The following is a 12,721-nucleotide window of genomic DNA, read 5'->3' on the forward strand; positions in this document are numbered from 1 at the left end:
TCAGAGTCTATGGTTCTAAGCTGCTAAGTTTTTCTTCTTTGTGAACAATTCTTTTTAATTTATCTAATTCTGTCCAAAGTCCAAATCCTTCAGTATCCAATTTACTTCCAATAATCTGAAAACGGCCACATTTAAAACATATTTTTGCTATACCAATTGTTTTTTCTTTCTTTTTAAAAATAAAAATATCACGATATTCTGCAACACATGCATATGCACTCATTTGTAAAGAGTCTTTTTGGCGGAATACATCTTCAACTTTTTTTTGCTGCTTAATCGAGAGTGGTTCTTTTTTATACTTATGTTTTTGTAATGTTTTTTCAAAATCATCTTTTGGAATACTATCCGGATAATATCCCATAAATATTGTAGAAAATTCTTTTTGATCTTCGGATTCTGTCTTATCTGTAGCTGCTATATAATCATTAAGAGTATAATCTATATGATAATAATCGATTTTATCAGAATCAAAAAAAGGTCTCATTACTTTTTTTGAAGTCTTTTCATTTTCAGCTTTTTTTTTCGCAGAATGATTGCAACTTAAAATTAAAATAGAAGTAATTATAAAAATATTTTTTTTCAAATTTCAGTATTTAAAAATCTTAGAATCTTAGTGTGTTTACCCTTAAAGCTTAGATCAAAAATAAACCCTCACAAAAGGCATAAAAGCAGATCCGTACAAGCTTCTGTCGTCATTAAATAAAACATCATATCGTGCACCAATGGTAACATTTCCGGTTCTGTAACCGGCTCCTAGATATAGTGCGGTATTCCAATAATTATCAGTAAAGCCGGGAAAATTATTTGTGCTTTCATATTCTGTATTTACACGAACCTGTTCCAATTCGACAGACAATTGAATTTCCGGAATAGGGTTTACTAATCCAACAAGACTTCCTCCATATACATAAGAATGATATTGGTTTTTTGATGATAAATAACCAAATTGCAGACCAACACCAACAGCTACAATTTCGTTTACATTATAAATGGCACTTGGCATTACCGAAATGTCAGTATAACCAGAACCAATTCCTAAACCTAATCCGCCTCCAAACTGGACTTTGTCCCAAAATGGAGGATTGTTATCGATTACATTATTTTGGCCCTGTGCTATTATAAGATTTGAAAAAAGGCTGAACATAATCACAAAAAATGATCTGAAAACGATTGATGGATGAATTTTCTTCATTGTATAGTCTATTTTTAACAAATTTTTACGTGAAAGTACGTAAAAAAATCATTTAAATAATATCGATTGTTGTACTTTTGCCATTCGATTTAACAAAAAGTATATTCACACATATTATGGATAGGTTTTCATTTTTAAATGCAGCGCATACAGAGTTTTTCGCACAATTATATGATCAGTATTTAGTAAACCCAGATAGCGTTGAGCCAAGCTGGAGAAGTTTTTTTCAGGGTTTCGATTTTGGAATGACAACTTATAATGACGAAAATCCTGTTCAACAGATTGTTGAATATGTGACTAGCGATAATGCAGATTGCAGTTCAGTTTCAGAAAAACTGCAAAAAGAATTCAATGTTCTAAAACTAATTGAAGGATACCGTACACGCGGACATTTATTTACCAAAACAAATCCGGTTCGCGATCGCAGAACATCATCACCAACTTTGGATATCGAGAATTTCGGATTAACAACAGAAGACCTTTCTACTGTTTTTGATGCTGCTAAGGTTATAGGTGTTGCACCTTGTTCTTTACAGGACATTGTTACGCGCTTAAAAGCAATTTACTGCCAGCATATTGGTGTTGAATATATGTACATCAGAAACCCTGGTGTTGTAAAATGGATTCAGGATAAATTAGGGGTAAATGATAATCAGCCAAATTTCTCTACAGAAGAAAAACAAAATATCCTTAATAAATTAAATCAGGCCGTTTCTTTCGAGAACTTTTTGCATACTAAATATGTTGGTCAAAAACGATTTTCATTAGAAGGTGGAGAAACTATCATTCCTGCTTTGGATGCTTTGATTGAAAAAGCTGCCGAAAAAGGAGTAGAACAATTCGTAATGGGAATGGCTCACCGTGGTCGTTTGAACGTTTTGGCAAATATCTTCGGAAAATCAACTCAGGATATCTTTAGCGAATTTGATGGTAAAGATTACGATCAGGAATATTTTGATGGGGATGTAAAATACCACTTAGGTCTTACAGCCGACAAAAAAACAAGAACAGGAAAAAGTATCAATATCAATTTAGCACCAAACCCTTCGCACTTAGAAACGGTTGGAGCAGTAATTGAAGGAATTACAAGAGCGAAACAAGACAAATATTTTCCAAATGATTTCTCAAAAGTATTACCTATTGCCGTTCACGGAGACGCTGCAATCGCAGGTCAGGGTATTTTGTATGAAATCATCCAAATGGCACAATTAGACGGTTACAAAACCGGAGGTACCATTCATATCGTAATCAACAATCAGGTTGGTTTCACCACAAACTATTTAGATGCCCGTTCATCTACTTATTGTACAGACGTTGCCAAGGTAACCCTTTCACCAGTATTACACGTAAATGCTGATGATGCCGAAGCGGTTGTACATGCAGTATCTTTTGCATTAGATTACAGAATGCAATTTGGACGTGACGTATTTATTGACTTATTAGGATATAGAAAATACGGTCATAACGAAGGTGATGAGCCTCGTTTTACACAACCTGTTTTATACAAAATCATCGCAAAACATAAAAATCCAAGAGATATTTACGCTGAGAAATTATTGTCAGATGGCGTAATCGATGCAACTTATGTTAATGCTTTAGAAAAAGAATACAAGTCTGATATGGAGGAGAACCTTGAGGCTTCCCGTAAAAAAGATTTGACCATCATTACACCATTCATGCAAAATGAGTGGAAAGGTTTTGAACAAGTTTCAGACAATGTAATGTTGCAAAAAGTAGATACCACTTTTGATAAAAAAGGATTGGATTCTATTATCAATACCATTTCTACTTTACCATCAGACAAAAAGTTCATCAATAAAATAACTAAAATTGTTACCGACAGAAAAACAGGATACGATAACAACACTATTGATTGGGGAACTGCAGAAGCACTAGCTTACGGTTCACTTTTAACAGAAGGATTTGATATTCGTATTTCTGGTCAGGACGTTGAGCGTGGTACATTCTCTCACCGTCATGCTGTTGTAAAAGTGGAAGATTCTGAAGAAGAAGTAATTCTTTTAGATGCAATCGAAAACAAAAAAGGAAAATTCGGCGTATTCAACTCTCTTTTATCAGAGTATGGCGTTCTTGGTTTTGATTACGGATATGCTTTGGCAAACCCAAAAGCTTTAACGATTTGGGAAGCACAATTTGGAGATTTCTCTAACGGAGCTCAAATTATGATTGACCAGTATATTTCTTGTGGTGAAGACAAATGGAACAACCAAAATGGTATCGTTTTATTATTGCCTCACGGATACGAAGGTCAGGGTGCTGAACACTCTTCTGCAAGAATGGAACGTTACTTACAGCTTTGTGCAAGACATAATATGTATGTTGCCGATTGTACCACTCCGGCTAACTTCTTTCACTTGTTGAGAAGACAGATGAAAACCAACTTCCGTAAACCTTTAGTGGTTTTTTCTCCAAAAAGTTTATTGCGTGATCCAAGATGTGTGTCTACAGTTGAGGAATTAGCAAGCGGAAGTTTCCAGGAAACAATAGACGATAATACAGTAGATAAAAAAGCAGTAAAAACTTTAGTTTTTGTTACTGGTAAATTCTACTACGACATTGTTGCAGAAAGAGAAAACAACGGAAGAAATGATGTTGCAGTTGTTCGTATCGAGCAATTATTCCCATTACCTGTTGAACAATTAAAAGCAATAATTGCACAATATCCAAATGCAGATGATTATGTTTGGGCTCAGGAGGAACCTAAAAACATGGGAGCTTACAGCTTTATGTTAATGAACTTTGATCTTGTAAAATGGAGATTGGCTTCATTAAAAGCATACGCTGCTCCGGCATCTGGAAGTTACACACGTGCAAAACGTCGTCATGCAGATGCAATTAGAATGGTATTCGATAAAGATTTATTTAGATAATATATGAAAAAAATACTTGTTCTTGCTTTAGCAATATTATCTATAACCGTTTATTCGCAGGAATTAAAAAAACCAAGTGAAGGAAAATCAATAGTTTATTTTGTCAGATCTTCTGGAATGGGAGCTTTGATAAATTTTAAATACTTTGACGGAGAAAAATATTTAGGCAAATTCAATTATGGTAAATATCTGGTTTACGAATGCGAGCCAGGTAAACATATTTTTTGGTCAAGATCAGAAAACACCGATTTTATTGAAGCAGATCTTGAGGCAGGAAAAATTTATATAGTAGACTCTGAAGCGCAAATGGGTGCCATCAAAGCTGGTGTCGAATTAGTTCCTTTTAATCCTAAACCGGAAAGTTATAAAACGCCTAAGAAGTTCGAAAGAAAGAAGGCCGCTATCTTAAAATCAATTTCAGAAAAAAAAGAATATGTTGCAACTGATGTAGATTTAAAAGAAGGCTTTCAAGAATATGAAAGCATAATTAAAAAGTCTACAGAGAAATACAATAAATTAAAACAAAAAGGAGAAGAATTTGCAAAAGTGCTTCCTGAAATGTCATACAACAATTAGATAAAAAGAATGTTTCAAGTTTCAAGTTTCAAGTTCAACAACACGAAACCTGAAACAATAAAAACCTTAAACAAAAACAAAGATGATTTTAGAAATGAAAGTCCCATCACCAGGGGAGTCAATAAAAGAAGTTGAAATTGCAACTTGGTTAGTAAAAGACGGAGATTATGTAGAAAAAGATCAAGCTATTGCTGAAGTAGATTCAGATAAAGCTACTCTTGAATTGCCTGCTGAAATGAGCGGTGTAATTACACTAAAAGCTGAAGAAGGTGATACAGTTGCAGTAGGTGCTGTAGTTTGTTTAATTGATACTGATGCTGCAAAACCAGCAGGTGATGCACCAGCAGCTCCAGCGGCTGAAGCTCCAAAAGCTGAAGCTCCAAAGGCTGAAGCTCCAAAAGCTGCTCCAGCTCAGGCTCCGGCGGCAACAAGTTATGCAGCTGGAACTCCATCTCCTGCAGCAAGAAAAATATTAGACGAAAAAAATATTGCTCCGGCAGCAGTTTCCGGAACTGGTAAAGGTGGACGAATCACTAAAGATGATGCTGTAAATGCAGTACCTTCTATGGGAACTCCAACTGGTGGAAGCCGTGGAACTGAGCGTACAAAATTATCAATGTTACGTCGTAAAGTAGCAGAAAGATTAGTTTCAGCTAAAAATGAAACTGCTATGCTTACTACTTTCAACGAAGTAAACATGACGCCAATCAATCAGATTCGTAATGAATACAAAGATGCTTTCAAAGCAAAACATGGTGGTTTAGGTTTAGGTTTCATGTCATTCTTTACAAAGGCAGTTACAAGAGCTTTACAATTATATCCCGATGTGAACTCCATGATGGATGGTGATTATAAAATAGCTTACGATTTTGCAGATATCTCAATCGCGGTTTCAGGACCAAAAGGATTGATGGTTCCTGTAGTTCGTAACGCAGAACTTTTAACTTTCCGAGGAATTGAAGCAGAAATCAAAAGATTGGCTTTAAGAGCTCGTGATGGACAAATTACAGTTGATGATATGACTGGTGGAACATTCACAATCACAAATGGTGGTGTTTTCGGAAGTATGTTATCTACACCAATCATCAACCCTCCACAATCTGGAATCTTAGGAATGCACAACATTATCGAGCGTCCAATCGCTGTAAACGGTAAAGTGGAGATTCACCCAATGATGTACGTAGCACTTTCTTATGACCACAGAATTATTGACGGACGCGAGTCAGTTGGTTTCTTAGTTGCTGTTAAAGAAGCATTAGAAAACCCGGTAGAATTATTGATGAACGGAGATGCTAAAAGAGCATTGGAGTTGTAGTTTTAAATAATTTATTATGAGTTGTCCTGAAAAAGGTTGACTCGATTATTAATATAAAATTAGTTAAATCGGAACAGAATTAGTTTTGTTCCGATTTATTTTTTTCCATCTTTTTAGTTTTATTTGATTTTGTAAATTAGTATTATGAAATATGGAGACTAAAATTCTAAAAGTTTTAGAAACCAACAAATTTAATCCTAATAAATTAGGAGAAAGAAAATGCTACAATTATTTTATCTCATTGAATAAGCTAGTTTGGTCTAGAAATCTTTGAGATGGTTATGAAATTCATTTTTATTCGGATCAATATAAAACTTCACATCTGGACATTCAAAATTTAATGATTTGGAGTTTAAAAGCTACTTCAAATACAAATAATGGTTATAATAATCAATTATGCCTTTTCCTTCCATCAGCACATCAGCTCCAATAATGCCATGAACGGGTTTTGCCTTATATTGTCTTAAAGCTTCATTGACATGCGAAAGATCAAAAATCACTAAGCTAAAGTCCTGATTTTTCCAGGAACCAATTTGCAGTGCATTTTGTTTGGAGATTTGTGTTTTCATTCCGGTTCCGCCTGCGCCTGCAGCTTTGGTTTTGGATTTTTTTGAAGTCAGTTCAAATCGTTCAATGCTTTCATAACCTACGCAGGAATTCGAAGCGCCAGTATCCAGAATAAAATTCCCCAAAACACCGTTGATTTTTACCTTAATCAACAAATGCTGTGTTTTGATGATTTTAAATTTTATCTTTTTATACTTTTCTTTTTTAAGAACCAGGTGAAGATTTTCCATTTTAGATAATGATTGAAAACCAAAAATAAACCAATTATAGCCAATAAACTAACGATGTAAAAGATATAATTGGTTGAATTTGTTCCGGTAGAAATCGAGCCATAATAAACAAAAGAACTCCAGTAATAGGGAGATTTCTTAGCATTCGGAATCGATTTGTCGTTTAAGAAAGCAAGTTTTGCATTTGTATTGGCTTCAAAATAAGGCTGATTTTTTTTGATATTTTTATAAAAATCAGTCATAAAAACCGATGTTGTATAATCATTGACTTTCCATAGCGAGAATAATAAATTTTGTGCTCCTGCAAACTGAAAACCTCTTGCAACACTCATGGCTCCTTCTGCTTTATAGAGTTTTCCAATTCCGGTTTCACAGGCACTTAAAACTACTAAATCTGGATTTATATTGAGATTGTATAATTCTGAATATAAAATTTCCTGATCATAAAATTTGATGCTTGCCGGAGTTTCAATATCGCCCGAAGAAGCATGCGTGCTGAGATGCAAAATCGAAAAATTGGAAGCATTATTTTTAAAATTTGAAAAACTGGCTTCCGAGTTTTCCAGATATTTTCCTTTGAAATTATTGCGGATAGATTCTAATTCTTTTTTCGAATAACTTAATTCAAAACCCGTTTTTTCGAAAACAGGAAAAACGCCCAAAACGGTTTTATCAGCACTTGAGATTGGTTTAGAATTTAGATAAAAACTAGCTGAATTATTATACGCAATTTTAAAATCATTCAGCAAATAATGCATTTTGGCAAAATTGGTTGTAGCAGATTTTTGCGTAATCAAAGCTTCAAAAGGCAGGAAATTTAAAATGCCGTCAGGAACGATGACAAGGTTTTTATAGATTGTGTTTGAAGGTAATTGTAATAAATCATACACTTTTTTTCCGGAGTAATTGTATCCTGATATATTATTAACAATAGCATCTGCAGTATTGAAATAATCTATAAAATGAACAACGTCAATCATAGCTCTATGACTGGTATCGGTATGATTTAAACGTATTTGGTTATTTTGTAAAGTGAAATAAAACAAATTTTCAGAACCCATAAAATAATGAATCATTACAGCTTTGTCTTTTTTTAATTTAAAAAAAAGAGCCTTTAAATCGGTTTTTTCAGGAGTGGAATTGACGTTTTTAGATCGAATTTCTTTTAGCGAAAGCATCAATTGATTTTGTTTTTTGATTGCTGCATTAATCGTTGAAATAGTAGCCAGATTCCCTTTTTGCTGTTCTTTAAGTATGGCATTATTTAAGTTTTGAAGCTGCTGTAAAATGGCCTTTTCTTCTGCAGAAGCACTTTTAATGGTCGATCGGTAATCTTTTAAAATTCCGGATTTGGTTTTTTCTGATAATTGAAAAGCTTCTTCTAAATATTGAATTTTATTTTCTTGTTTATACAAAAGATCATAAATCGAAAGGCATTTTTCAGTTCGGTTACGTGTTCGAATTTGGGTAATGATTTTAGAATTTTCGTAAACCAGCGAATTCATCAATAAATCTTCAATGTAGAACGAAAGTTCAAAAATTTTTAATGCTTTTTTGGGTTGTTTGAATCGTAGAATTTCGGCATATAAATCAAACGCATCCATTAAAACGGTTTCGGCATACAATTGGTTTTCGTTTGGCAGTATGTTTAGTGGATTATAATTCGGAATTAAAATTTTAAAAATGGCCGATATCTGTTTCTCGCTTTCCTCTACTTTTCCTTCTTCAAAAAGCAATAACGCTTTCTCATAATAGAGTTTTGCAACTTTTCTGGGTTGTTGATCTGGTGTTGCGAAAAAGAGTTTTCCTGCCTTTTTTAAATAAGAATCAGCTGCTTTAAACTGATGTCTTTGACGATTAAGATTGGCTAAATTTCGATAAGAATTTGATAAAGTCTCCGATTGTTCTTTTTCGTTTTTGAGATAATTTATCGCCAACATCAAGGCATTTTCTGTTTTTTGATAGTCTTCCGGCATCAGTAAATTTTCTCTGGAACTTAATAAATAACTGTTTCCTAAATTATTAAGCAAAATTCCTTTTTGAGCATTCGATAATTTTTCTGTTTTTAAGGTGTTTTTCAATAATGCTATAGCCAGATAAATTTTGCCAGAACTCTGATACACATTCGATAAATTCAGAATCGCTGCGAATTTTTGTCTCTCTGCTTCAGGATAATTTTTAGCTGTATTGACAATAAAAAAGTACTGTTTAATGGTGTTTTCGGCGCTGTCATAATCACCTAAAACAGTATACAAATTGCCTAAAGGCTTCAGACAATATTCGATAATATCGTACTCTTTTAATTTGTATTTCTGATAGATTTGCCAGGCTTTCTCATAGCTTGAAATTGCATTTTGAGATTGCCCGAATTGATTTTCATAATAAGCTTTGTTGCAGTTTAAAACCACAATGGAAAGCAATTCGTCTTTGGTTTTTGGCTGTGGATTTTTCCAGAAATCAGTTTCTGTTTCGGAGAGTTTTTGTAAAGCCTTCGCGGAAGGATGAGCTACAAAAATATCAATTGCATTATATATTTTATCTTCCTGATGCTGCCCAAGAATATTCAGGCTTATAAAAAGAAATATTAAACTATATAAGTAATGTAAGTTCATATAATAGTTGTTGGGATACTAAAATTAAATCATTATAAGCTATATGTATCTTGTTGAATTTTAAAACTTAAATTTACTTATATGACTTATATGGTGGAAATATTTAAAACTTCCAAATTCCATACACTTGAATATAATTAAAATTTTCTTGAAAGTTCATGACATAACGTGCACCTAAACTTGGTCCGATTCTGGCAAAACCGGCTGTTAAGTCAAATAAAAGGCCTGTTTTAAAATCAGCAAAGGAGTTTTTAACGGTATTATTTGTTCTTTCTGTACCAATCAAAAGGTTTTCTTTATCTCCTTCAAAAGTTTCGGTTTTTATATCCTGAGTCTGCTTTGATAAAACATTGATGTTGGCCTGAATTCCGGCTCCGATTCCGATATAATTATTAATGTTGTAACGAATCAAAACAGGAATTTCCCAATTAATATTTTTGTTTTCTGTTACTGTGGTGGTACGTATTAATTGTCTGGTTCCATTTGCATTGGTGTTTATTGCATCAACAACAGTCACATCGCTGTCATATTTATTTAAGGCATTTACCCATTCTGCCTGCCAGTAAAAGCGATACGATTTAAAAGGCGAAATGGTAGCACCCACAAAATAACTGGTTGATTTTTCCAGATCCGGATAAATGTTATAACCCGCTTTTGCACTAATCGAAATTCCGGGTAAGAATCGGGTTGTAGCGTAATTGGTAATAATAGGTTCGTTTTTGTCAAAAATAATGGCGGTTCGGCTTTTGGTTTTTACTTTATGAAAGTCTTCGTTAAATTTCATCGAGTAGCGTACAAAACCTTTTGTACTGTCTTTTTCGTGTACGTTTTTTTGTTCGCTTCCCGGTAAATAAATGTTTTTGAAGGTAAAGAAAATTTGTTTTTGACTGATAATCGTATCCAGACAGCTTACAGTTGGTTCTTCGCCTTTTGGACAAATGGGACATTCGGGATACATACTTTCGATTTGGAATGTTTTTTTATCGAACATATCCGGAATATCTGTTTCCAAACGAATCATTCTGGCTGGTCCTTCACCGTTGTTTTGAAAACGGGTTTTAAATTTTACTCTTTTAAACCGTACCAGTCTGTAATTGATTAGACTTCCGTTTGAACCCATTTTGTTAGGGTCGTGCGAAGTGACGATTTCCATTTCTAGGTTTTTGATTTTATGGTTTTTAAAACTTCTGTTCGGAACAAATATCCCACGCATGGTAACGGTTGCGCTGGTATCTTTTATCATTTTGGGAGTGGTTTTGAAGGTAAAAAAAACATTATGGGTTTCGCCTGGATTGGCATCGTCAAATTCCAGAATTGATACATTATTATAAATTGTGTGTGCTTCTTTTAAGCTCGCATCTAAATCTTCTTCGGTTGTTGTATTTTTATATTTTTTGAATTTTAAATTGTTTTCGGCAGAAGCCAGATATGATTTTGTATCATCAAGATCATCAACAGAAGCTACTGTATTTTCTAGTACTTCGCGCTCGCCAGCATACTTCCTGAAATCGACCAGATCGAAATTATTATGTTTGAATTGCTTTTCGTTGTAAAAAAGATAAAGTTTACCATTTGCAACGTAATTCTGCAGATTTTGATAACTGAGTATGACTACCATTTCCTGTTCCGGAATGGGGTCACAGTTTTTCAGGATCGCAAATCCATTTTGGTCAGCGATGGAGGCAATATCCTTATAATCGGTATCGGTAATGTCGTTTACGACTACTTTTTTTGGTCGTGTTGCCGGAGGTTTTCCGTTGTCGTAATTGTTGGTCACGGCTAATCTGGCTGTATAATTTCCTTTATTTTTATAAACGTGTTTGGGTTCTGCCTGTTTGCTGTAATGACCGTCGCCAAGTTCCCATAAATACGAATAACTTGGTTTTGGAGCACCTGCAATCGGAATTAATGGTGGTGTTTCTGGTTTAAAAATTACCGTATTTCCTTTTTGATTGTAGCTGATATTTGCTCGTCGGGTTATAGTGTCTTTTACTTTGGTTTGCGAGAAGGATACAATTGAAAACAACGCAAATAAAACTGTTAGTAGTGGTGGTTTCATAACTAGAGAGGGTTTTTAGCCCTGATGGTAGTGGCATCCTTTTGTGCCGGGGTTCGGCATAAAAGATACAACGTACAGCAGGATTAGCTTCTGAAAATCATTAAAATGAGTTCAAATAATTTTTAAATGTAAAAAAAAGTGATGAGCAAATCACCACTTTTTCTTAAAAAAGAATTTTGTAAGTTACTGAATAGCATTGATTGCGGCTACCAGTTGTGCTTCTGAACCCACTGTTGTTTCAGCTAGAGTAAAAGTATAAGTTTGGTTTGCAGCTATTGTTACACCTTTGATAGCATAACGCCATTGGCCATTATCTTCGGTTGCAAAAATGATGTGACAAGCTAAACCAACCGGAATTTGTCCGTAGTGTTCGCTGAATAATCCGGCAGCTGTATAAGTGTCTAATTTTGCTAAAGCGTTTTGCCCTTCGCCATCATACGATAGATAAATCGCACAATTATTGTTGTCATAACCTTCTGGAGCATCTGCCAAAATAGTGGTTTTAGGTCTTGGATCGCTGTAAAATTTATCCACATTTGTCCATCCGAAGTTTCCAAATGTTACATAATAATTGTTTCCTTCGCCCTGAACGCCTCCTTTTCCTCCGGCTCCGTCTGCACCATCTTTGGCTTCTCTCCAAACTAAGTTTTCCTCATCTTCCGTATTTCCAATCCACAATGTCATTTCGTTATCTAAACCTCCTGTTAAATTAGTCGGTACAATTAGATTTATAGTGCATGAAGTGGCTAATTCTTGCCCCCCTTGTGTCGCTCTAATGAAAAACTCACCACCTGAGATTAATAAATTTTTCTTTCCATCAGCCGTTAAACCCATTGTTGGTTTGTTGGTCACCAGCATGTTTCCTTTATCAAAAAGCTCCACAAAATCAATGTCAATAGTCCCGGTAACAGCGTTTCCTGCTTTTGTAAGGCAGTTTCCGTTGATGTTGATTTTTACTCCTTTTGCAGAAGTCAGCGTAATTGCTCCTGCTCCGGCTGTTGCTGTAAAATGCTGTGTTTTTCCTGCCAGAGCCTCATCTCTTACAGCTGCAAACTCTGATGGTGATGGCGGTATAATTTTTTCATCTTCACTGTTGCTGTCATCGCAGCTTGCAAATGTGGCTAATGCTAAAAATAAAAGTCCGATTTTTTTAAAATTTGTGTTCATGATTTCTAATTTTTATAAATCTGAGCTGATCCTTGTCAGTTGGTTTTCAGATTCGGTTGTTAATTTAATTTTATATCCTTATATCAATTAGGGTTTGATATTGTTACCCCTG

At 34.4% G+C, this 12,721-nt stretch carries 9 protein-coding genes; 3 read left to right on the forward strand and 6 right to left on the reverse strand.

Annotated elements, in window-relative coordinates; translation table 11 throughout:
- Positions 1 to 7: 7 nt before the first annotated feature.
- On the reverse strand, positions 8 to 583 hold the full coding sequence (locus ACEN2I_RS13960; RefSeq protein ID WP_441766710.1) for a hypothetical protein: 576 nt from the start codon (positions 581 to 583) through the stop codon (positions 8 to 10).
- A 54-nt stretch (positions 584 to 637) separates the two neighbouring features.
- The gene (locus ACEN2I_RS13965; protein WP_441766711.1) at positions 638 to 1,192 is read right to left on the reverse strand and encodes a hypothetical protein; all 555 of its coding nucleotides are present in this window, start codon (positions 1,190 to 1,192) and stop codon (positions 638 to 640) included.
- A gap of 116 nt (positions 1,193 to 1,308) precedes the next feature.
- On the opposite strand from ACEN2I_RS13965, the gene ACEN2I_RS13970 reads away from it, so the two are divergent.
- The 3 genes from ACEN2I_RS13970 (at position 1,309) to odhB (ending at position 5,974) form a co-directional block, all read left to right on the forward strand.
- Positions 1,309 to 4,083, forward strand: a complete 2,775-nt coding sequence (locus tag ACEN2I_RS13970) for a 2-oxoglutarate dehydrogenase E1 component (protein ID WP_441766712.1) — start codon at positions 1,309 to 1,311, stop codon at positions 4,081 to 4,083.
- Between the two features lie 3 nt (positions 4,084 to 4,086).
- Positions 4,087 to 4,659: a hypothetical protein gene (locus ACEN2I_RS13975; RefSeq protein WP_441766713.1), complete on the forward strand. Its 573-nt coding sequence runs from the start codon at positions 4,087 to 4,089 to the stop codon at positions 4,657 to 4,659.
- A gap of 82 nt (positions 4,660 to 4,741) precedes the next feature.
- Complete coding sequence (gene odhB, locus ACEN2I_RS13980) at positions 4,742 to 5,974, forward strand: 2-oxoglutarate dehydrogenase complex dihydrolipoyllysine-residue succinyltransferase (RefSeq protein ID WP_441766714.1); 1,233 nt, start codon at positions 4,742 to 4,744, stop codon at positions 5,972 to 5,974.
- 359 nt (positions 5,975 to 6,333) lie between these two features.
- On the opposite strand, the gene ACEN2I_RS13985 is transcribed toward odhB, so the two are convergent.
- The 4 genes from ACEN2I_RS13985 to ACEN2I_RS14000 form a co-directional block, all read right to left on the reverse strand.
- Positions 6,334 to 6,771 carry a retropepsin-like aspartic protease gene (locus ACEN2I_RS13985; RefSeq protein ID WP_441766715.1) on the reverse strand — a complete coding sequence of 146 codons (438 nt, stop codon included), beginning with the start codon at positions 6,769 to 6,771 and terminating at the stop codon, positions 6,334 to 6,336.
- Positions 6,723 to 9,383, reverse strand: a complete 2,661-nt coding sequence (locus ACEN2I_RS13990; protein WP_441766716.1) for a CHAT domain-containing protein — start codon at positions 9,381 to 9,383, stop codon at positions 6,723 to 6,725. Before ACEN2I_RS13990 ends, ACEN2I_RS13985 begins: the two co-directional genes overlap by 49 nt.
- 103 nt (positions 9,384 to 9,486) lie before the next feature.
- The gene (locus ACEN2I_RS13995; protein ID WP_441766717.1) at positions 9,487 to 11,442 is read right to left on the reverse strand and encodes a DUF7849 domain-containing protein; all 1,956 of its coding nucleotides are present in this window, start codon (positions 11,440 to 11,442) and stop codon (positions 9,487 to 9,489) included.
- A gap of 183 nt (positions 11,443 to 11,625) precedes the next feature.
- Entirely contained in the window at positions 11,626 to 12,609 is a 984-nt protein-coding gene (locus ACEN2I_RS14000) for a hypothetical protein (RefSeq protein ID WP_441766718.1), read from the reverse strand.
- Between the last annotated feature and the right edge of the window lie 112 nt (positions 12,610 to 12,721).

The organism is Flavobacterium sp. W22_SRS_FK3, assembly GCF_052113665.1.
In the GTDB taxonomy this organism is placed as follows: Bacteria; Bacteroidota; Bacteroidia; order Flavobacteriales; family Flavobacteriaceae; genus Flavobacterium.

Coding starts and splice junctions, on each gene's coding strand:
- ACEN2I_RS13985 (WP_441766715.1), bottom strand. CDS start 6,771: ATGGAAAATCTTCACCTGGTTCTTAAAAAAGAAAAGTATAAAAAGATA.
- ACEN2I_RS13970 (WP_441766712.1), top strand. CDS start 1,309: ATGGATAGGTTTTCATTTTTAAATGCAGCGCATACAGAGTTTTTCGCA.
- odhB (WP_441766714.1), top strand. CDS start 4,742: ATGATTTTAGAAATGAAAGTCCCATCACCAGGGGAGTCAATAAAAGAA.
- ACEN2I_RS13990 (WP_441766716.1), bottom strand. CDS start 9,383: ATGAACTTACATTACTTATATAGTTTAATATTTCTTTTTATAAGCCTG.
- ACEN2I_RS13995 (WP_441766717.1), bottom strand. CDS start 11,442: ATGAAACCACCACTACTAACAGTTTTATTTGCGTTGTTTTCAATTGTA.
- ACEN2I_RS14000 (WP_441766718.1), bottom strand. CDS start 12,609: ATGAACACAAATTTTAAAAAAATCGGACTTTTATTTTTAGCATTAGCC.
- ACEN2I_RS13965 (WP_441766711.1), bottom strand. CDS start 1,192: ATGAAGAAAATTCATCCATCAATCGTTTTCAGATCATTTTTTGTGATT.
- ACEN2I_RS13975 (WP_441766713.1), top strand. CDS start 4,087: ATGAAAAAAATACTTGTTCTTGCTTTAGCAATATTATCTATAACCGTT.